Annotated in this window: 20 protein-coding genes and 2 tRNA genes; 9 read left to right on the forward strand and 13 right to left on the reverse strand. The window is 33.3% G+C overall.

The features are described 5' to 3' along the window. Positions 1–5: 5 nt before the first annotated feature. Positions 6–1,661 carry a DUF4270 domain-containing protein gene (locus IM755_RS02575; protein WP_194093482.1) on the reverse strand — a complete coding sequence of 552 codons (1,656 nt, stop codon included), beginning with the start codon at positions 1,659–1,661 and terminating at the stop codon, positions 6–8. Between the two features lie 14 nt (positions 1,662–1,675). Further along, on the reverse strand, positions 1,676–2,482 hold the full coding sequence (locus IM755_RS02580) for a glycogen/starch synthase (RefSeq protein ID WP_026725937.1): 807 nt from the start codon (positions 2,480–2,482) through the stop codon (positions 1,676–1,678). A 107-nt stretch (positions 2,483–2,589) separates the two neighbouring features. On the opposite strand from IM755_RS02580, the gene panC reads away from it, so the two are divergent. From panC to IM755_RS02615, 7 genes are read left to right on the forward strand one after another with little or no spacing between them, the layout of a single operon-like run. Then, entirely contained in the window at positions 2,590–3,438 is an 849-nt protein-coding gene (gene panC / locus IM755_RS02585) for a pantoate--beta-alanine ligase (RefSeq protein WP_194093483.1), read from the forward strand. 13 nt (positions 3,439–3,451) lie between these two features. Further along, positions 3,452–3,802, forward strand: a complete 351-nt coding sequence (gene panD / locus IM755_RS02590) for an aspartate 1-decarboxylase (RefSeq protein WP_008255780.1) — start codon at positions 3,452–3,454, stop codon at positions 3,800–3,802. A 1-nt stretch (position 3,803) separates the two neighbouring features. Further along, positions 3,804–4,766 (forward strand): lysylphosphatidylglycerol synthase transmembrane domain-containing protein, encoded by a 963-nt coding sequence (locus tag IM755_RS02595; protein ID WP_194093484.1) that lies wholly within the window; start codon positions 3,804–3,806, stop codon positions 4,764–4,766. Between the two features lie 39 nt (positions 4,767–4,805). Continuing rightward, positions 4,806–6,014: an alpha/beta hydrolase gene (locus tag IM755_RS02600; RefSeq protein WP_194093485.1), complete on the forward strand. Its 1,209-nt coding sequence runs from the start codon at positions 4,806–4,808 to the stop codon at positions 6,012–6,014. Between the two features lie 6 nt (positions 6,015–6,020). Beyond that, positions 6,021–7,382 carry a DNA repair protein RadA gene (gene radA / locus IM755_RS02605; protein WP_194093486.1) on the forward strand — a complete coding sequence of 454 codons (1,362 nt, stop codon included), beginning with the start codon at positions 6,021–6,023 and terminating at the stop codon, positions 7,380–7,382. 18 nt (positions 7,383–7,400) lie between these two features. Further along, positions 7,401–7,658: a hypothetical protein gene (locus IM755_RS02610; RefSeq protein WP_194093487.1), complete on the forward strand. Its 258-nt coding sequence runs from the start codon at positions 7,401–7,403 to the stop codon at positions 7,656–7,658. A gap of 23 nt (positions 7,659–7,681) precedes the next feature. Further along, positions 7,682–8,008 carry a hypothetical protein gene (locus IM755_RS02615; RefSeq protein WP_194093488.1) on the forward strand — a complete coding sequence of 109 codons (327 nt, stop codon included), beginning with the start codon at positions 7,682–7,684 and terminating at the stop codon, positions 8,006–8,008. 16 nt (positions 8,009–8,024) lie between these two features. Here IM755_RS02615 and IM755_RS02620 read toward each other — a convergent pair whose 3' ends face one another. From IM755_RS02620 to IM755_RS02635, 4 genes are all read right to left on the reverse strand, one after another. Next, positions 8,025–8,615: a hypothetical protein gene (locus IM755_RS02620; protein ID WP_194093489.1), complete on the reverse strand. Its 591-nt coding sequence runs from the start codon at positions 8,613–8,615 to the stop codon at positions 8,025–8,027. A gap of 730 nt (positions 8,616–9,345) precedes the next feature. After that, entirely contained in the window at positions 9,346–12,609 is a 3,264-nt protein-coding gene (mfd, locus tag IM755_RS02625; protein WP_394368300.1) for a transcription-repair coupling factor, read from the reverse strand. Between the two features lie 174 nt (positions 12,610–12,783). Beyond that, positions 12,784–15,084, reverse strand: coding sequence for a T9SS sorting signal type C domain-containing protein (locus IM755_RS02630; RefSeq protein WP_194093491.1), 2,301 nt, complete (start codon positions 15,082–15,084; stop codon positions 12,784–12,786). A 35-nt stretch (positions 15,085–15,119) separates the two neighbouring features. Then, on the reverse strand, positions 15,120–15,725 hold the full coding sequence (locus tag IM755_RS02635) for a hypothetical protein (protein ID WP_194093492.1): 606 nt from the start codon (positions 15,723–15,725) through the stop codon (positions 15,120–15,122). Positions 15,726–15,957: 232 nt separating this feature from the next. Here IM755_RS02635 and IM755_RS02640 point away from each other — a divergent pair, with 232 nt between their 5' ends. After that, complete coding sequence (locus tag IM755_RS02640) at positions 15,958–16,914, forward strand: NAD-dependent epimerase/dehydratase family protein (RefSeq protein WP_194093493.1); 957 nt, start codon at positions 15,958–15,960, stop codon at positions 16,912–16,914. A gap of 50 nt (positions 16,915–16,964) precedes the next feature. Here the strand turns inward: IM755_RS02640 and IM755_RS02645 are convergent, their stop codons facing one another. The 4 genes from IM755_RS02645 to IM755_RS02660 form a co-directional block, all read right to left on the reverse strand. Next, a complete protein-coding gene (locus tag IM755_RS02645) occupies positions 16,965–17,540 on the reverse strand; it encodes a globin family protein (RefSeq protein WP_194093494.1) in 576 nt (191 codons plus the stop codon). Positions 17,541–17,558: 18 nt separating this feature from the next. Next, positions 17,559–17,996 (reverse strand): hypothetical protein, encoded by a 438-nt coding sequence (locus tag IM755_RS02650; RefSeq protein ID WP_194093495.1) that lies wholly within the window; start codon positions 17,994–17,996, stop codon positions 17,559–17,561. A 145-nt stretch (positions 17,997–18,141) separates the two neighbouring features. Beyond that, positions 18,142–18,642 carry a nuclear transport factor 2 family protein gene (locus IM755_RS02655; RefSeq protein WP_194093496.1) on the reverse strand — a complete coding sequence of 167 codons (501 nt, stop codon included), beginning with the start codon at positions 18,640–18,642 and terminating at the stop codon, positions 18,142–18,144. Position 18,643: 1 nt separating this feature from the next. Then, complete coding sequence (locus IM755_RS02660; RefSeq protein WP_194093497.1) at positions 18,644–19,933, reverse strand: NAD-dependent succinate-semialdehyde dehydrogenase; 1,290 nt, start codon at positions 19,931–19,933, stop codon at positions 18,644–18,646. A gap of 135 nt (positions 19,934–20,068) precedes the next feature. Between IM755_RS02660 and IM755_RS02665 the strand changes: the two genes are divergently transcribed. Next, positions 20,069–20,662, forward strand: coding sequence for a 2OG-Fe(II) oxygenase (locus IM755_RS02665; RefSeq protein WP_194093498.1), 594 nt, complete (start codon positions 20,069–20,071; stop codon positions 20,660–20,662). A gap of 38 nt (positions 20,663–20,700) precedes the next feature. Here IM755_RS02665 and IM755_RS02670 read toward each other — a convergent pair. The 3 genes from IM755_RS02670 to rseP form a co-directional block, all read right to left on the reverse strand. Then, positions 20,701–20,774: transfer RNA gene (locus tag IM755_RS02670), tRNA-Asn, on the reverse strand. A gap of 35 nt (positions 20,775–20,809) precedes the next feature. Further along, a tRNA-Asn gene (locus IM755_RS02675) sits at positions 20,810–20,883 on the reverse strand. A gap of 72 nt (positions 20,884–20,955) precedes the next feature. Then, positions 20,956–22,281, reverse strand: coding sequence for an RIP metalloprotease RseP (gene rseP / locus IM755_RS02680; RefSeq protein WP_194093499.1), 1,326 nt, complete (start codon positions 22,279–22,281; stop codon positions 20,956–20,958). Positions 22,282–22,292 lie beyond the last annotated feature (11 nt).

Here is a 22,292-nt window from a genome sequence, read left to right on the forward strand (position 1 = left end):
CAATACTAGTTAGGTTTAGTATAATAAATTTTTAATTTCAATTTTTTATCTTCAGGAACATTAACATGATTTCCATATAAAATTGTTCCCAATGTATTTATAGCAGAAGCAAGTGGAATATTTTTTTGGATATCTGAACCAACTAAAAAAGGATATCTTAAACTAGCTGAAACAGAAAGGTTAATATTTTCAGTAACTACTAAACCTAATCTCATGTCACTCTTCAAAAACTTATCTTCACTATTAATCCATTTTTTCAACTGTTCTGTTATTCTTATTTTGTAATAGTATTGATCATTTTCTTTTACAAGAATTCCTCCATAGATAAATTTATTTTTCTTTATATCTTCTGAAACACTATTATCTACCAAATAATCATATACAAGAGTATTATCACCTGCGTTGAATAAGTAAATTCTTTTAGGCTGATCAACTCCAGCAGCAGACATGTGAGTTCCGTCAACATAAAATTTAAGATATGCATCATTAATTAACCAATTATTAGCACGTATTTCTTCTAATTTATCCGCAATACCATTTGAGTCTGCATCATCTCCAAATAATTCAATATAAGAAACTGCACCGTCACCTCCTTTTACATAAAGTCTTTCATCACCTGTTAACTCATTAGAATTGTTAATTCCTGTTTCATAAACTGAGCCTGAAATATCATTATCAAAGAAATTAATTCTATTTCCTCCAAGTTTAATCTTAACACTTCTTTTTGTATTAACTGTTGAAATGGTTGAGTGATACTGAACAGTTATATATCCTCTCGAAAAATCTAGCTTTGCTAAAACTCCAGCCTCACCACTATTCTCTTCCGCTTTAAAATACAATCCTCTAAAATAATCTTTAAAAAGACTGTTATTGATTAGATTACTTGGATTTGCTAATAATACTTTATTTTTAAAAAAATCTTTATCTAAATTGATCCACATACCTGGAACCAATTTTTCTTTTACAACTTTTTCTGCAGGATCAGTTGTAATTGCGCCTGATGAATCTAAAAAATTTCCACTACCATCTGTTTTGTAAATAATAATTTCGTCTTTTTTAAATTTAAACTGACTATTCTCTTCGGTATTTGAACCGTTATTTAATTGAAAACCTGTTAAATTAGATTCAACCAAATTTTTATCATCAGAGTAATACTTTTGTGAATAAGAACCTACTTCTCCGGGATTTGGATTTGGTTCAAAATCTCTAATGTAATATTTATTTTCGTAAATTTTTAAATTTATTGAACTTTCAACATCACCGTAAATAGAATCTAAAGTGTATATATTTTCATTGTTTACAACTTTTTTAGTTGAAAAATATGGAACATAAAGATAAACTGAATCATTAGGTTGAATTTCAATTTCAGTACCGTAATCGGCTCTAGGAGCTACCAATTCTAATTGAGAAACAAAACTTGCTGTTGTTTTTCCAAACTTAGGATTATTATATACACCTAGTGCATTAATAGGTAAGTTATTTGCTTGCACAGCCCCTGTTCTTTTAGAAAAAGCTAACAAAGGAACATCATCCACCGACTCTAAATCAAAATGAGGATCATCAACAAGATCAGAACCCACAGTGTTAAAATCTTTGTCACAAGAAATAATTGTAACAGCAACTGTAATTACAGAAAATATTTTAAGAAAACTTTTTTTCATAGTCGAAAACCCTTTTATAATACGTGATTTTTAATAAACGAAGTATAAACTTCTTTAATTGTGTCTTTGGAGGCGAAAGGTAAAAAAGGTTTGTTTGAACTTTCTATAAATTTTGTTAAAGTTGGAGACAACACTTCAGAACCCGCCACTACTGCATCGGAATGCATAATTGAAACCTTCATTAAGTTCTCATAAGTAGGTGATGCTAAATCTGAAACAGCATCTTTATTAATGTTATCAAATAATACTTTATTGATAAATTCTTTATCTAATTCTCCTTCAAAACCTTGCTCGTAAACCGATGAAATAATTTTTGTTTCCGCAAAAATACCTTCATCTTTATAATAATGTTTCAAATAAACTGGCAACATAGCTGCCATCCAACCATGAACATGAATTACATCTGGAACCCAATTTAATTTTTTAACAGTTTCAACTACTCCTTTTGCAAAGAAAATAGCTCTTTCGTCATTATCAGGATATAAAACACCTTCTTCGTCAGAAAAAGTTGCTTTTCTTTTGAAATATTCGTCATTATCAATAAAATAAACTTGAATTCGCTCTTTAGGAATTGAAGCTACTTTAATAATTAGAGGCATATCCATATCATTTACCACCAAATTCATCCCTGATAAACGAATAACTTCGTGTAATTGATGTCTTCTTTCGTTAATATTACCATATCTAGGCATAAAAATTCGTATTTGACCGCCTAAATCATTAATCATTTTTGGCATTTCATACGATTGTAACGATACTTCATTTTCAGCTAAATAAGGCACCACTTCAGATGATACATACAATATCCTCTTGTCTTCCATAATGTATTCTAGTTAATTAATGTTTTAAAAAACCTTGCAAAATTACAAAATTTTATGGATTTATCCACTAAAATAGTAAGTTTGCACCTGAAATAACAAAGTAGAAAATGCTCATTTTTAACAAAAAGTCCGATTTAAGCGCTTTTTTAAGCCCATTAATCAAACAAAATAAATCCATTGGATTTGTTCCTACCATGGGAGCACTGCATCAAGGACACTTGTCGTTACTAAAAAATTCGCTTTCTGAAAACGATGTAACGGTGATGAGTATTTTTGTAAATCCTACTCAGTTTAACAACGCTGAAGATTTAGATAAATATCCAAGAACTCTGGAACGCGACGTACAAATCATGCAAGATTTAAGCAACAAAATCATCGTTTATGCACCAGAAGTAGCCGATATTTATGAAGGAAACACCGTTTCTGAAAATTTCAATTACGATGGTTTAGAAAATCAAATGGAAGGCAAACACCGACCAGGACATTTTGATGGCGTAGGAACTATTGTGAAACGTCTTTTCGAAATTGTTCAACCGAACAAAGCTTATTTTGGTGAAAAAGATTTCCAACAACTACAAATTGTGAAAAAATTAGTTTCAAAACACAACATTCCAGTTGAAGTTATTGGTTGCCCCATTCATAGAGAAGCAAATGGATTAGCTATGAGTTCAAGAAATGAACGCCTTTCAGAATCTGCAAGAGAAAAAGCAGCTGTAATTTATCAAATTTTAAATACGGCTAAAGATTTTTTCCAAAGCCATTCAGCAGAAGAAACCACAACATTTGTAGAAAAAGAATTCGAAAAACATCCTGAGTTTCAATTGGAATATTTCGAAATCGCCGATGAAGCAACTCTTTTACCCGTTTCTGAAAAAGAATCGAATAAAAAATATCGCGGATTTATCGCCATTTTCATTGAGAATATCAGATTAATTGATAATATTTCACTAAATTAATTACCTTTGCATCATGCAAATTCAAGTAGTAAAATCGAAAATTCATAGAGTAACCGTAACGGGTGCCGATTTGAATTACATAGGAAGTATCACCATTGACGAAGCCTTAATGGAAGCGTCTAACATTATTGAAGGTGAAAAAGTACAAATCGTTAACATTAATAATGGCGAACGATTAGAAACGTATGCTATCAAAGGACCTAGAAACACAGGCGAAATCACATTGAACGGACCAGCAGCTCGTAAAGTGCACCGTGGTGATATTGTTATTATCATTTCTTACGGAATTATGGACTTTGAAGAAGCTAAAAAATTCAAGCCTACTTTAGTTTTCCCTAACGAGAAAGACAACTCTTTAACTTAGTTTGAAAGCCAGTATCCGAAAATTTTTAAGTCTATCTATCCCACTTTTAATTGGGTTAGGAATTATTTATTATCAGTTTACCACTCTTTCATCTGACGAATTAGAAAAAATTAAAATCAGCTTTGTTAAAGCTGATTATTTCTACATTTATTTATCTCTTTTTATAGCGCTTTTCGGGTTTTGGTCAAGAGCCTACCGCTGGAAATTTGCTTTACAACACTTAGGTTATCACACTAAATTTCACAACGATTTACTTACTGTTTGTGTTTCTTATTTAGTTAACTTAACCATTCCTCGCTCTGGTGAAGTATCGAGAGCAATGCTACTAAAAAAATATGAAGACGTCCCTTTTGACAAAGCTTTTGGAACCATCGTAGCCGAACGTATTGTTGATATGTTGATTTTTTTACTCTTTGTTGCTATCGGTTTTTTATTGCAGTTTGACACCATTTACCAATACCTAGTTAATAACGGGGTAGAATTCGAAACTTTAATTTGGGCTGGAATTTTAGGATTTGTTTTATTTATAATTTTCATTCTAATTTGGATTTATGCCGAATGGAAGATTATCTTAAAACTTAAACAAAAACTTTCAGGATTAATTGAAGGCATGCAAAGTATCTTAAAAATGAAAGACAAATGGAAATATATTTTTCATTCTTTCTTTATTTGGTTTTCTTACTTAGCCATGTTTTATGTAACCATTTTTGCTTTACCCGAAACCACTAATATTAGTTTTGATGTTGTAGTAATGGGATTTATTTTTGGAACACTTGCCGTTGGATTTACTAATGGCGGCTTAGGCGCTTATCCTTTAGCCGTAGCTTCAATTTTAGGTTTATACGGAATTTCGGAAGGAATTGGAACTGCCTTTGGTTATTTAATTTGGGTTTCACAAACATTGTTAACCATTTTATTAGGATTATTATCTTATTTGCTTTTACCTATTTTAAATAAAAAATAAATTAGTAAATTGCTAATCTATTTAACCAAACTATTTAAAATGAAAACCAAACTTTTCCTTTTTGCTTTATTGGTATCGTCATGCTTATTTGCACAACGCACACCAGAAACTATCGAATCTAAAAAATTAGGCACGAGAACTTTTACAGTTGTAACGCCAGCATCATACGCTACTAGTCCAGAAAAAAGCTACCCAACTTTGTTAGTTTTAGATGGAGAATATCTACTAGATCCATTTGAAGGAATTTTAAAATATGGCGCTTATTGGGATGATTTACCCGAAATGATTATCATCGCCGTAAATCAAAACAATGGGGAAACTCGTTTTGCAGATAGCGAATTTGACCAAGCTGGATTTCCTTCTGGTACAGGAGCAAATTTCTTTGAATTCATTGGACAAGAACTTTATCCTTATGTAGATAAAAAATACCGCACCATTCCTTTCCGAATGATTGCTGGTCATGACACTACCGCTGGATTCTTGAACTTTTACTTGTACAAAGACAACCCAATTTTCAATGCTTATATTTCATTAGCTCCAGAAATGGCTCCAGAAATGGAAAAACGTGTAGCAGAACGTTTAGCTAAAATGACTAAACCAGTTTTCTATTATCAAGCTACAGGCGAAGGTGATCTAAAAGAAATCAACGAAAAAGCAGCAGAGTTAGACGCCAATATTAAAGCCGTTCCAAATGCAATATTTAAATATCAAAACGATGCTTTCAAAGGTGCTTCGCATTATTCTTTAGTAGCTAAAGCTATCCCAAATGCCATCTATTTTATTTTTGATGGATACCAACCGATTTCAATGGTAGAATTTCAAGATAAAATTTTAAAATTAGATGCCGGTTATACTGATTATTTAGTTGCGAAATACGACGAATTAGAAAAACGTTTTGGTTTTAAAATGAAACCAAGATTATCTGATTTTAAAGCTATCGAAGCCGCAATCATGAAAAACAAAGCTTACAATGAATTATTAACTTTGAGTGATTATGCTAATAAACATTATCCAAAAACTACTTTAGGAACTTATCACGAAGCTTTATATTATGAAAAAACAGGTAATTACAAGAGAGCTATTAAAACCTATCAAAGAGCTTTCACGCAAGAGCCAATTCGTGAAATAACTAAAGATTTCATGTTGAACCGTGCAGAAGCTTTAAAAGGAAAACCAGATAAACCAACTGAAGAAGCACCAGCGGAAGTTCCAACTGAAACTCCAACAGAAGAAAAAAAACAAGAATAAAACCAAATGAGTAAAGTAAAAACCGCTTTTTTTTGCCAAAATTGTGGCACCCAATATTCAAAATGGCAAGGTCAATGTAACGCCTGCAAAGAATGGAATACCATTGTAGAAGAATTGGTTCAAAAAGAAGAAAAAGTAGCGTGGAAAACCACAACAGCTACATCTAAAACGGCTTCAAAACCTTTACTTGTAAAAGAAATAGACACCGCACAAGAAATCCGATTGAACACGACTGATAACGAGTTGAATCGGGTTTTGGGTGGCGGATTGGTTCCAGGTTCCTTAACGTTGTTAGGTGGCGAACCTGGGATTGGAAAAAGTACTTTGCTCTTGCAGATTGCTTTAAAATTACCTTACAAAACGCTTTATGTTTCGGGAGAAGAAAGCCAAAAACAAATTAAAATGCGTGCCGAACGTATTACCTCAACCGGCGATAATTGTTACATTTTAACTGAAACCAAAACCCAAAATATCTTCCGTCAAATTTTAGAAATTGAGCCCGATATTGTGATTATCGATTCGATTCAGACTTTACATACGGATTATATTGAATCGTCAGCGGGAAGTATTTCTCAGATTAGAGAATGTACAGCCGAGTTGATAAAATTTGCCAAAGAAACCAATACACCCGTGCTTTTAATCGGTCACATAACCAAAGACGGAACCATCGCTGGACCGAAGATTTTGGAACACATGGTCGATACCGTTTTACAATTTGAAGGTGATCGAAATCACGTGTACCGCATTTTACGTTCGTTGAAAAATCGTTTTGGTTCTACTGCCGAATTAGGAATTTACGAAATGCAAGGTTCAGGCTTACGCGAAGTAGACAATCCTTCTGAAATTTTGATTTCGCATAAAGATGAACAACTTTCAGGAACCGCTATTGCTACCACTTTAGAAGGCATGCGTCCGTTGATGATTGAAATTCAGGCTTTAGTAAGCACCGCAGTTTATGGAACACCACAAAGAAGCACCACAGGTTACAACGCCAAGCGCTTAAACATGATTTTAGCCGTTTTAGAAAAACGTGCTGGTTTTAGATTAGGCACAAAAGACGTTTTCCTAAACGTTACAGGCGGAATTTCAGTCGAAGACACCGCCATTGATTTAGCAGTTGTAGCTGCTATTTTATCCTCAAACGAAGACATTGCTATTGCAGAAGGTTTTTGCTTTGCTGGAGAAGTTGGACTTTCAGGTGAAATTAGACCTGTTAACCGCATCGAGCAACGCATTCAAGAAGCAGAAAAATTAGGCTTTACCACGATTTTTGTTTCCAAACACAACAAAATTTCCTTGAAAAACACCGGAATCAAAATTGTTTTAGTGGCAAAGATTGAAGATGTGGTGAGTGAGTTGTTTGGCTAATCTTTTAATCTTTTAGACATGAAGAAAGAAAAATTAAAAATACTTCCATTTCTATTATTACTATTCTATTATGGAATTACCAAACTTTTTAAAGATTTGTCTTTTGAAAAGAAGATGGCAATGTTGCTACCTATTATTCTAATTTCAATAATCATCTATAGTATTCAATACAAAAAAAATCCATCGGAAAACAAAAAAACAAAATTTTACATTTTGCTGTTTTTCATTATCGTTTCTACTTTAATAACTTGGTTTGGATATAATGCAATTGAATAATAAACATTCTTAATTAAAAGATTTTGTCCGATTTAAAAGAACGAAGATTAAAAAGTCTTGATTACCAAATTCAAGAATTAGAAAACCGCCCCAATTATTATAAAAAATATTGGCTTAGGATAATTGTAATTGGTGTTTTAGTAACTTTAATTGCTCCAGAATATACAGCAAAAAATTCTAAAAATTTAATCTATTATTTTGATTACAACTATCCGTTGTGCTATACCATTGTAGCACTTTCTTACATCGTACTTTGTGCAATAATGCTATTAACTTTTAATATCCAAGACAAGAAAAAGTTGAAGAAATTAAAAGAAGAACGCGATTTGATGGATTTGTTTAGGAGTTAAGAAAACAAGAAATTAATTAAAAATATTGAGGAATAACTTGATCAGAATATAAAGGTTTTCCAATTCTAGATACTCCTTTTTTTAATTTCAAATAATTTGTGGCAAGTTGCCAAATATATTCATAACCTTTATCGCCAATTTCATTTTTCCTTCTTTCAATTTTAGTTACATCACTTGAAACTAAGTCTGCAATTATTGGATGAACTAATGTCCACATTCCTGAATTATTTTCACCAGGAATTAAATCTGATTGTAATTGAGATATTTCTGCAAATGTATTAACACAAACTAATCTATCTTGAACCTTAAAATTATATTTATTTTGGATTTTGTCTTCAAATACCAGCATGACAATACAATCAATATCTTCATTATAAGCTGCAATTAACAACGGATTTGTTTTTACAACTATTGCGCCTTGACTATCTCCATATTTTACATGCTCAGAAATAACTTCAATATGAGTTGCAAAACCCCAATTCTTGAATTTATATTTAATTTGCTGAATCGGGCTAAATATTTCTGGAATTAGAAACTTTAATTTTTTTAAATCGATACCAATTCCAATTGAATCAGATGCGAAAGACGAATTATCGTGATATTTCATAGTTTTTTTAAAATAATTGAAGAAAGGTAATCATAAATTTTAACTTAAACTAAATGTCGATAGCGCGGAATTGCATTCCGTGCCCACAATCTACTTCAAAACAAATCTATCATAAGACCAGACAGGTTTTTGAAACCTGTCTGGTCTAAAATTGCGCTATCGTTGCGGTGAGATATCTGAGCGGTTGGGTTTGTTTAGTAGTTAAAACACCAAACGTCGAAAGTGAGGATTTACAATTCGTGCCTACTATCAACTTCTAATAATCTATGAATTAAAAATTCCTATAAACATAATAAGTAAACAAAGTTAAACCTAAAGAAAACAGACCGTAAACATCAACTAAATATTTCTTTTTCCCTAAATTATATTCATTTTTTGTAATTATAGTATCTAATTTTTTTAGTTTCAGATAATAGAAATTATTAAAAATTACAATGACAATTTGAATTACAAAATAATAGTAATGAATTTTATATTCGAAATGAAAATTGGCTAGATAAAAAATAACATTTAAAATAGTTAACACGTTATTTGCCTGACAAAAAGACAAAAATGTTATTACAGGAATTTCTGGCGAAGCATTTACTTTGACACTATCGCTATAAAGATTGTAAAATATGCAGTTAAAAAACCTTTTCATCCAGTATAAATTTACTTATTCACCTAGTAATACTTATCCAAAAAACATTTCCCTAATTGGAAATACTAGGATTTTCATCATACAAATCCTCTAAATCCCCTCCAACAACTCCAACGCCTTATTCACACTTTTCACATTATCAAAAGTAAGTAATAAACGTAAGCCGTTTTTGGTTTCTTTTTCTTTTATTTTACATACATTGCCGTTGCGTTGCGCAAATTGTAGCACTTTCATAAAACGGTTACTTTGGTAGAAATCACTTTGTTGGTCGCCAATAAAATAGCCTATCATTTTGCCTTGTTTCATCATCAAACGTTCAATTCCCATAGCGGTAGCTTTCCATTTAATACGCACGCTATTTAGTAAGGCAATCGCTGGTTTTGGTAAGGCGCCAAAGCGGTCAATTAGTTTTTGTTCAAATTGTTGTAATGTAGCTTCGTCTTTAATTTGGCTTAATTCGTTGTATAAATTCAAACGCTCGGTGATGTTGTTGATGTATTCATCTGGGAACAGCAATTCAAAATCGGTATCAATTTGAATGTCTTTGACAAACTCTTTGGTTTCGATGTCGTTTTCTTCTTGGTACAAATCTTTGAATTCGTTTTCTTTCAACTCGTCAATGGCTTCGTTCATGATTTTTTGGTAGGTATCAAAGCCAATTTCGTTGATAAAACCACTTTGTTCTCCGCCTAATAAATCACCCGCACCACGAATTTCCAAATCCTTCATCGCAATGTTAAAACCGCTTCCTAATTCGCTGAATTGCTCCAAAGCCGTAATACGTTTTTGCGCTTCTCCCGTCATCATCGAATACGGCGGCGTAATGAAATAACAAAACGCTTTTTTATTACTTCTTCCCACGCGACCACGCATTTGGTGCAAATCAGACAAGCCGAAATTATTAGCATTATTGATAAAAATCGTATTCGCATTCGGTACATCTAATCCACTTTCGATGATTGTGGTAGCTACCAAAACATCAAATTCACCTTCCATGAAAGCCAACATCAATTCTTCTAGTTTCTTCCCATCCATTTGACCGTGACCGATGCCTACTTTTGCTCCTGGCACCAAGCGTTGAATCATTCCGGCAACTTCTTTGATGTTTTCAATTCGATTATTGATGAAATAAACTTGTCCACCACGCTGAATTTCATACGAAACCGCATCGCGAATCACTTCTTCATTAAAACGAATAACTTGCGTTTCAATCGGATAACGATTTGGCGGAGGCGTTGTAATTACTGATAAATCGCGAGCCGCCATCAACGAAAACTGCAACGTTCTCGGAATCGGAGTTGCAGTTAATGTCAAGGTATCGACATTCGTAGCAATAGTTTTCAATTTGTCTTTTACGTTTACTCCGAACTTTTGTTCTTCATCGATAATCAACAATCCTAAATCTTTAAACACTACATTTTTGTTTACCAATTGATGTGTTCCAATTAAAATATCGACTTTTCCTTCTTGTAGTTTTTGAAGGGTTTCCGCTTTTTGTTTCGCTGTTCTAAATCGGTTCAAATAACTCACAGTAACCGGCATATCTTTCAAACGTTCCGAAAACGTGCGGTAATGTTGATAGGCTAAAATAGTTGTTGGCACTAAAACGGCAACTTGTTTTCCATTATCCACTGCTTTAAAAGCCGCACGAATAGCAACTTCTGTTTTTCCGAAACCAACATCGCCACAGACTAATCGGTCCATTGGACGTTCGTTTTCCATATCGGCTTTTACATCGGCTGTAGCGGTAACTTGGTCGGGCGTATCTTCGTAAATGAACGAACTTTCTAATTCTTTTTGCAAATAACTATCGGGTGCAAACTGAAAACCTTTATCTAATCTTCGCTTTGCATACAACTGAATTAAGTTGAACGCAATGTGTTTTACACGTGCTTTTGTCTTTTGTTTTAAGGCTTTCCAAGCGTTGCTTCCTAATTTGTAAATCTTAGGTGGCGCGCCATCTTTCCCGTTATATTTTGAGATTTTGTGTAGCGAATGAATGCTCACATACACAATATCGTTATCGGCATAGACCAATTTTATGGCTTCTTGCGTTTTGCCTTCGACCTGAATTTTCTGCAAACCACCAAACTTTCCAATTCCGTGATCGATGTGCGTTACATAATCGCCCACCGACAAGGAAGTCAATTCTTTTAACGTAATCGTTTGCTTTTTAGAATACCCATTTTTGATAGAAAACTTATGGTAACGCTCAAAAATTTGATGATCAGTGTAACACGCTATTTGATTTTCTTCATCGATGAAACCCTCAAACAAAGGCAACACCATGGTTTTGTATTGTTTGCGAATGCTTTCGTGATTGGCTTCATCAATATCTTCAAAAATATCATGAAAACGACTCGCCTGATTTTCATTAGAACAACACAAATAATTTTTGTAACCATTAAAATGATTTTCGCTCAAATTATTCAACAACAAATCAAATTGTTTATTGAACGAAGGTTGCGGCTGAATATGAAATTCAACTTTTTTATCGGTTTTAAAAACAGCGTTCGTATGTAATTCAATTACTGAAAAATCAAGAGCTCTTTTCAAAAATTGCTTTTGATTTAGGAATAATTCTTCGGGTTTTGCGTGTTGAATGTCTTTGGATAATTTCTCGAAAGCTTCATTGGCTTTATCGAATAATTTATCCAATTGTTGTCCTAATAATTCGGTATTTTGAATCACTAAAACCGTTTTTTCGTTGATATAATCTAAGAAACTTTCGCGATTTTCTTGCAGTAATTTATTCTCGACATTTGGGATAATCGAAATCTTTTTCAGCTTTTCAACTGATAATTGGGTTTCCACATCAAAACTTCGGATGCTATCGACTTCGTTTCCGAAAAATTCAATTCGGTACGGATTATCATTGGAAAACGAAAACACGTCTATGATTCCACCACGAACGGAAAATTCGCCTGGTTCCGTAACAAAATCGACACGTTTGAAATTGTATTCAAATAAGGTTTCGTTGATAAAATCGATAGACAAATTATCACCAACCGACAATTTCAAAGTGTTTTTCTCTAACTCTTTTCGAGTAACTACTTTTTCAAAAATGGCTTCGGCGTAGGAAACAATAATCGCAGGTTTTTTTCGCGAATTGATTCGATTTAAAACTTCGGCACGTAACAAAACATTAGCGTTGTCGGTTTCTTCAATTTGGTAAGGTCTTCTGTACGAACTTGGGTAAAAAAGAACGTCTTCGGTATTAATTAATTGCTCTAAATCGTTCAAATAATACGCTGCTTCTTCTTTATTACTGAATAAAATCAGGAAAGGAAGTTCAGATTTTTTAAACAACGAATGTGCCACAAAAGACAACGAAGACCCGACCAAACCCGTCATTTGAGACTTTTGGCGCGCTGCGAATGTACTTTCTAAAAGGGCAATCTTTGGTGACTTATCGTAAATGGATATAATATCGGACTTGCTCAAAATGAAATTTTTAATGGACTACAAAAATAAAAAAACCACTACGTTTTCAATAGAAAAGTAGTGGTTATATTACTGAAACGTTTGTTAAAAAATAAATTTCTTAGCAACGGTAACGTTATTTTCTAATGTTGTCTTAATTATTAAAGCTTGATTGTTTCGTGTTAATTCAGAAAGAACAATTTCTGAAGTGTTTATTTTATCTTTTGAAAGGATAATTCTTCCTAACATATCATATACAATTACGCTTGTAATGTTTGATTTTGTAGAAAGGATTTTTGGTTGATTATCATTTTTGAAAACGTAAACAGAATTTTCATTTCCTACAAAATTATCATTTGACAAAGAAATATCTTGATAATGGATTTTAAATCGAGAATCAAAAGTTCCAATTGTTGTTGTGAAAGTAAAAGCACTGTTTTTCAAATTGTGAAAAGTACCTGTGCTAGTGTCTTCTAAAAAAATATCTTTATCAGCGAAAAAAGTATCAAAATGATCAATAGCAATATCAAAAGTTCCTGCTTGCGACGTAGTGTAACCTAAAGGAATAACATCGCTAATTGACCAAGGATAAGTTCTTGCTTGAATTCCAAATCCAAAAGTTAATGAATTTATCAAAGAATAAAAACGAATCGCTCCTTCAGTTGAAGCTAAAGCATCTGAACCAAAATCATAATCATTAGTAGCATCTTCTTGATAACCAACAGCAATTTGCTTAAAGGCTCCCAATGTATTGGTCATGTTTAAATGAAAATAATAATTCAAAGGCAAGTCCAAAGTTGCTCTGTAAAATTGAGTATTGTTTCCTGCAACACGCATTGCATTAGTAAAATTGATGGTTGTAGTTGTCCCTGCCGACGCAAAAAAACCCTGTCCTGCTGCAATATACAATCCTGGAGCAGTTCCTCCTGTAACAGCCGCTGTTCCTGTTGTTCTTGTGCGTATGGCATAATCATTCGATGTAAAAACATTGTTGGTAATCGCAGAATTATGAGTCCAGAAATAAAGGGTTCCAAGGTTAGTATTATCAATTAAAGTAACCACATTTATAGCTGAAGGGTACGGATTAGATAATAAATTATAATTTAACAATCCTGGATTAAAAGCAACAACATTTGCCGGAACATTTCCGTTATTTGGAGTTCCTACAAACTGGCCATTAAAAACTTGAGGTGTTGCTGTATATCCTTGAGGCGCTCTTATGGCATACCCTTTACCAGGTGTCATAACACTACTTGAGTTTTCTAAGACCCAATTATTAACCCCAATACTTGAATTGTAAGAATAAAATTTGTCAGAAAGTGTTAATGGTGAAAAAACATTTAAAACTTGACCTATAATTGGCGAACCCCAATACGTGTATTCAAACTCTCTCATTGGTGCTGCATTTCGTTTATAAGTAATATTACCAACATTAATTGCACTAGAATTAGCCTGTAACAATGACGCATTATTCTCAAAAACTAAGTTTGATCCCGAAACAACATTAACACCGTTTTCAACTGACAAAGTATGATTGGAATTAATGGTTACTATGGCATTATTTGTTACTGTTATTGAACAAGCCGTAAAATCAGTCAAAGAGGAATAATTTCCAGTAAAAACCACATTTTTATTAGCATTTGGTTCGCCTTTATCCCAGGATGTTCCATTCCATGTGGTAGTCATGGCACATTTTTGAACTAGTAACTTATTTGCGTGAATGTTGTTTAGATCATTTCCAGCATCCGTATTCCCAACATATAATTTAAACCCTGAAAATTGACCAGTTCGTACTCCTGAAGAATAACTATCAGAACCTCTCGTTATTACAACCTCATAAGAATTTGAATCAACTTGATTGACTTGCAATTGAAAAACAGAAGCTTGGTCATAAGTCCATCCAAGATTGGCATTTGTAGTTGTAACATAAATGTCAGAGCCAACATTAAAATTGTATAATAAATTAAAATTTTGATCCATTAAATCAATTCCTTTGTAACCATTTCTAAAAGCAATTGCTAAATCAATTTTAAACGTTTGTCCTGATAACAAATATTGTCTTCCTCCAACAGCCGGCGAACCTGTGTTGTTCAAAAAACGTTGTGCATTAGCCTGAACGAAAGTTCCTCCAGGATTGGCATACATAGAAAATGAACTTCCTGAAGTATTGACATCACCAAAACCTTGTCCAGTAGAACTTCCCAGAAAATGGCCTGCAAAATGAGTTCCATCAGTGTTTTGAGTCCACATATCCCAATTAGAAAAACCAGTTCCGGCATTGCTTCCATTAGTCCAAGAACCATAGTTGGAAGCATTGTCTGAAAACAATGTTAATTGTGCAAAGCTAGTTTGTAAGAATAGAAAAGCTAAAACAATAAAAAATGTAGAGGTATAATTTTTTTTCATTTGTAACTATTTGATAATAAATATAGTAAAAAAATTTATTTAATTTTATCAGAAATTTCCATCTTTTTTCGCATTTCATCTGGATTTGCGTTTCGCGTTGTATCCAAAGCTTGCAGCATTAACTCCTCACCAATTTCTTTAGGAATGGCTTTTTTAATGATAATTTCGTCCCATTGTTTGTACAATCCTTTAATTTCTTCATTGATTTCTGGAATTAACTTAGCAATTCGTTGTTCTGGAATTACTCTTAAATTCATGAAAGTTTCAAGTGATTTTAATTTGGTATTTAAAGTAGTAATTCTACTTAAAATCTGAGGTTTGTTATATTCGAAAGGAACTGTTAGAGCTAAAGTATCTGCTTTTTTTGACAAATTCTTTGTCTTCATTTGAAAAGCCGACAAGGTAGATTGCGGTTTTTGAAGCATTTCAATTTCAAACTGACGCCATTCATTCCAACGATCTAAAGTAGTTGCTACTTCAGGTCGTGGCGTTGGAAAATTAAACTGCCACATTTTCGAAATGTTCTTAAAAACTGCTTCGTTTTTTTGAGCTACTTTTTGGGCTTCTAATTGTTGATTTTCATTTTCGCATGAAATCAATGTTAAAACTAAAAGCGACAAACTATATAAGAAAACTTTCATTCGGATAAATTAAAAAGCAAAGGTACAAATGTTTACTTAACGTAGTTACTTTTCTAATAATATCTTAACACCAGTTTTACATCTAAATTGTTAATCTGCTAAGAAAAATCTTTGAAAAGATGTTAATTTATTAAATATCTAAATTAAGCAAAGCATTTATAAAAATATCACAAAAAACCATCCTAAAAATCAGTACTAAAATATTATATTTGTTACCTCATTACACTATCAAATGGACACAAAAATTTTAATAATTGGTGCTTGTGGGCAAATTGGCACTGAACTTACAGCTAAATTAAGAGCTACCTACGGAGTTAATAACGTTATCGCATCAGATATCAGAAAATTAGAAAATGATGTAGTTAACAACGGAATTTTTGAAGTAGTAAACGCTCTTGATTATAATCAAATTGAGCATTTACTTGAGAAATATCAAATTACTGATGTGTATTTAATGGCGGCATTGCTTTCGGCTACGGCTGAGAAAAATCCGGCATTTGCTTGGGATTTGAATATGAATTCGTTGTTTCATGTTTTAAATTTAGCCAAAGCAGGAAAAATTAAAAAGATTTTTTGGCCTTCAAGTATTGCCGTTTTTGGACCTACAACACCAAGACACAATACACCTCAATATACCGTTATGGAGCCTTCAACTGTTTATGGAATTTCGAAACAAACAGGTGAAAGATGGTGTGAATATTACCATAAACAATATGGTGTAGATGTGAGAAGTATTCGTTATCCAGGTTTGATTAGTTGGAGTACCGAAGCTGGTGGAGGAACTACCGATTACGCAGTAGATATCTATCACAAAGCTATTACGGATGGAAAATTCACGAGTTTTTTGTCTGAAAATTCAGAATTACCGATGATGTATATGGATGATGCAATTAAAGCGACAATTGGAATTATGCAAGCTCCAGCGGAACAAATTAAAATTCGTTCGTCTTATAATTTAGCTGCGATGAGTTTTACACCTAAGCAAATCGGAGAAGAAATTAAGAAACATTATCCAAATTTCGAATTAAGCTACGAACCTGATTTCCGTCAGAAAATTGCTGATAGTTGGCCTGCTAGCATTGATGATACTTCGGCAAGAGAAGATTGGGGTTGGAAAAACGATTTTGATTTAGAAAATATGACCGTAGATATGTTCAAAAACTTAAACGAACATATTTATAACAAATAAAAAAACGCCTCGATTACTCGGGGCGTTTTCCATTAAAACAAAAAACAAACTTACTCCTGAACGATAGGAGCTCTCAATGATTCTAATACAGCAACAACTTCACCAATTAAAGCAGGATCTGTAACCCCGTTTAAACCAGCTGCCGCTCCAACATATCCTATAAATTTATCGTATTCAGCATCATTAGATTTTTTCCCCATACGAGGATTTTGTGCTGGATCATGTGCTGCCACCATATTCAATCCTGTATAAGTATTAGTAGCACCTCCCCCTGTATTTGCTGAGAAGAAATCGGTTAAATTATCACTCAAAATAGCAACATTAGTAGTATTTCCGCTTAAAGCTTCTGAAATTACTGGTGCAAAATGTTGCCCTAAGTTTCCTTCTGCTCCTACCACAATGTCAGAAACAATTAAAGTGATAGTTGAATCCACTACAGAACGATAGCTCAAACGTCCCTGTTCAATCATTTGTCCAGGATTGTTTGGATCAGCTACCATAGTAGTACCACCTAATTTTGCATATAGAGATTTTGGTTTTGCTGAATCATCATCACTACATGATATAAACAAGCTTCCCGATGCAATAAACAAAGCCACCAAGGCTAATTTTGAAAAATTTTTCATAGTAATAGTATTTGGAAATTAATTAAAAATTCGTTGAATTCCTCTAGAAAATTTGTAACTAAAACTGTCCTCAGACATAACAGGACAAGCTGTTTTATTTTCTAATTCTTTTGGAAGCACAAAACGTTCTGCTTTGTAATTCCCCATTGCCATAAGCTTATTGTAAATAGTTTTAGAATCCGCTACTTTTATATCGTGAAAGAAAACTAAAACACCTGTTTCTTTATTCAATCTATCGGTTTTAACTCCTGGAATAGATTTTAAATTACGATGGATTTCTTTTGCTTTAAGCGAATCTATTGGTTCTTTGAAGTCAATTCTGCTAATTTGTAAAGTAGCATTATCTACGACTATAGGTTTTGCAGTTGCGATGTGAACTACTAAAACCAGAAATAAAATTAGGAAGATTCCGAAGACACTTCCTAAAGCAATTTTGATTTTTCTATTAATTTTCATTTTGTTTGAGATTTTTGTTTAGTTGCATTTACGAGAACTACATCACTTTGGTTTTCTCAAACTGAAAAAAAATTAATTTTTAACATTTGGGCATAAAAAATCCCAAGACAAAATCTCTTGGGATCAACAATTATTTCTGTTTGTTTTACTTCTTTTCGGAAAGAATTTTATCTTCTATAACAGATTTTATTTTTACAACTTCATCCACATTGTCATTTGGAACCGTCATCGAAAGCACATAATGTTTGATTTTCCACTGTTCGTTTTCTTGAACCAAAACACCAGAACCACGACAGATTTTCATTTGGGTACTCAATAATTCATCAAACCATACTGTTTTTCCGTTTTCACTAAAATAAATATTACGTTCGATTGCTTTAAAGTTCCAAGCTTTCCCTTTATCAAAATACGGTTTTGCAAACGCTTGAAATTGTTTTTTGTTCCAATTTTCAGTGGCGTCTGTTCCAATGAAAATGGATTCGTCAGACATAGCTCCAAAATACGCTTCGTAGTTTGCAGCGGCAGCAGCTTTGTGCCAATTGTCTAAAAGGGTCGTGATGTTTTGTTTTTCTGATTGTATTTTTTCCTCGCAGGGCTTGCAGGAGAAAACTAGAGTTGATAGGATTAGGATGGTTAATTTTTTCATATTAAAAAGTATTAATTACAACTGTTTTCACATTCACAAATTCTTTGATGCCGTCTTCGGCTAATTCTCTTCCGTAACCTGATTTTTTGATTCCCCCAAAAGGTAATCTTGGGTCGGATTTTACCATTTCGTTGATGAAAACAGCACCTTCATTAAAAGCTGAAATCTTGGTTTTGATGAAATCAATGTCTTGAGTAAAGATGGAAACTCCCAAACCAAATTCCGATTGATTACTTAATTCGATGGCTTCTTCAATGGTTTTGAAAGTTATGATAGCTGCAACAGGTCCGAAAGTTTCTTCATTGAAAACTGGCATTTCTGTTGTTACTTTTGTTAAAATTGTTGGTTCATAGAAAGCGTCTTTCCTGTTTCCACCAGCAATCAACTTAGCTCCCATTTGAATGGATTTTTGAACTTGCACTTCTAATTCTTCGGCTAAGTCAACTCGAGCTAATGAACCGATTTGCGTTTCTTTATCTAACGGATTTCCGGTTTTTAAGTTTTGAATCGCAACTTTGGATTTTGCTACAAACTCTTCTGCAATATCTTCGTGTACTAAAAATCGTTTCGCTGCGATACAGCTTTGACCAGCATTTTGCATTCGGGCATTCACAGCTATTGCTACTGTTTTCTCTAGATTAGCATCTTCTAAAATGATAAAGGCGTTACTTCCGCCTAATTCTAAAACACACTTTTTTAAATGTTTGCCAGCTTCGGTAGCGACTGCGATTCCAGCTTGTTCACTTCCTGTTAAGGAAACAGCTTTTATGATTGGATTTGCAATGATGTTTGCGACTTCGCTACTTGGAATAGGTAAGTCTTGATAACAGCCTTTTGGAAAACCAGCTTGCTCAAATATTTCTTGAATTAATTTAGCTGATTTAGGAACATTACTTGCATGTTTTACAACAATGGTATTTCCAGCGACAATTGTTGGAACTGCAAATCGGAAAACTTGCCAAAATGGAAAATTCCAAGGCATTACACCTAAAATCACACCTAAAGGTTCGTAGGTGACAAAACTTTCAGAAGCTTCGGTTTTTATGTTTTTTGTTGCTAAAAAGGTTTCGGCATTTTCGTAATAGTAATTGCATAAAAGGGCGCATTTTTCAACCTCAGCAATGGCTTGCGAAATGGGTTTGTGCATTTCGGTGGTGATGCAAGTTGCGTATTCTTTTTTATTCTCTAAAAGTAGTTTTGCCAATTGGGGCAAAAAAGATATTCTATTTTTAATAGATAATTGTTTCCATGAAAGTTGTGTATGGGCTGAAAATTCTAATTGTGATTGCATAACAAAAGTGTTTATGTAAAATTACGCATTAAAATTGAAAACACAGATTGGTTAAAAATCCTTTGTTACAAAAACAACAAATTTAAATTCGAAAGGAAATAATATCTTTGTATCATATTTGCAATTTTATTAAAAATGGAAGATTGTTTTGAAACCTTAATTTCGAGTTATTTGGATTCGAAAGTAGGCATTGTAGAACATTTTGTATCGGAGGAATTGGCGCAACATTTGTTAAAGAGATTGTTTGAATTGAAAGAACAAAATTTACTAAAAGCCGCCGGAATAGGAAATGCAGCGAAACTGACTCAGAATTCGGCAATACGAAGCGATGCTATTTATTGGTTAGACAGAGCGAATAATAACGAACATGAAAATGCATTTTTAGATCAAGTAGATGATTTTGTGTCGTATTTGAACCGAAGTTGTTATACTGGAATTACAGGTTATGAATTTCATTTTGCGTTGTTTGATAAAGGCAGTTTTTATAGAAAACACTTGGATCAATTTCAAGATAACTCAAGCCGACAGTTTTCGATGATAACGTATTTGAATGAAAATTGGCAACCTGAAGATGGTGGCGAATTGTGTATTTATGATGGCGATGAAACTCAAAAAATAGCTCCAACGAATAGAAAAACGGTTTTTTTTAAGAGCAATGAATTGGTTCACGAAGTGTTAGAAAGTCACAAACCTAGATTGAGCGTTACGGGTTGGTTGAGACGAGATTAAATAAAAAAACCGATACAATTAGTATCGGTTTTTTGTTGCTCCCCCTCTTGGGCTCGAACCAAGGACCCTCTGATTAACAGTCAGATGCTCTAACCAACTGAGCTAAGGAGGAATCACCTCAAAGGTTTATGTTTTGCTAAAAAGTTGCTCCCCCTCTTGGGCTCGAACCAAGGACCCTCTGATTAACAGTCAGATGCTCTAACCAACTGAGCTAAGGAGGAAGGTATTTATCTTTTTAGCGAGTGCAAATATAAACTGATTTTTTATTATCGCAAATTATTTTATTGAAAAAATTATAAAAGTTTATCTACCACTAATTGGTAAATATCTTTTCCGAAAGTTAAAGCCATTAGCGTCAATAAGATAATCATTCCGGCTGTTTGTACATAACCTGCAGCTTTGTCTGATAATTTCTTACCTGTTATCATTTCAACTATTGTAAATAATGCATGTCCACCATCTAATCCTGGAATTGGTAATAAGTTCATAAATGCCAACCCAATTGAGAATAAGGCCGTGAAATTCCATATGAATTCCCAGTTCCAAGTGTCTGGTAAACGACGTGCAATTCCAATTGGGCTTTGAACGTGTTTGTAGGCTTCTGTTTTTGGGCGTAAAATTAATTTAAACTGTTTTACATTATAAACTAACAGCGACCATGATTCTTTTACCGCTGCAGGAACCGCTTGACCGAAAGACAACTTATTATTTACTTCGTAATCTAATTTATCTAAAGCTTTGTTGATGAAACCTAATTTTCCTTCTTTATCAACCTTAGCTTTCAATTCGACCATTTGAGTTCCTCTCAAAACTGATAAAGAGATGCTGTCATTTTTATGTTTTGAAATTCGTTCTTTAAACTCATCATAATAAGTAAAAGCACTTCCGTTTAAAGCTTTGATTTTATCTCCTTTTTTTAAACCTGCTATATCTGCTGCCGATTTTGGAACAACCGAATCTACTACGGTATTTGAAAAACGAGGCCCAACAAATTCTTTCCCTTCTTTGCTGATGATTTCACCTTTCATTTCGTCAGTTAAAATCACATCAACTTTTTGACCATTACGTTCTACCTCAACTTTATCGCCAAGTAAAACGTCTAATGTCATACGATTAAAACTTGGCTGAAATTGCCCGTCAACAGCTAAAATCTTGTCTCCATTTCTAAAACCTGCTTTCTGACCTACTTCGCCAAAAGCTAATCCGTTTTCTTGAATTTTTTCAGTAGCAATGAATTTCTGTCCAACAGTTGCATACATAATAGTAAAAATCAACCATGCTAAAATTACATTCACAATAATTCCACCTAACATAATAATCAAACGTTGCCAAGCTGGTTTTGAACGGAATTCCCAAGGTTGTGGTTCCTGATTCATTTGTTCTGTATCCATACTTTCATCAATCATTCCTGAAAGTTTTACATAACCTCCTAATGGCAACCATCCAATTCCCCATTCTGTTTCTCCAATTTTCTTTTTCAATAAAGAAAAACCAGCGTCCATAAATAAGTAGAATTTCTCAACTCGTACTTTGAACATTTTAGCCGTTATATAGTGGCCAAATTCGTGAAGAATTACTAAAACTGATAATATGAATAATATTTGTGCTACTTGAATCATTTTTATGCATT

Source organism: Flavobacterium proteolyticum (assembly GCF_015223105.1).
Taxonomy (GTDB): Bacteria; Bacteroidota; Bacteroidia; order Flavobacteriales; family Flavobacteriaceae; genus Flavobacterium; species Flavobacterium proteolyticum.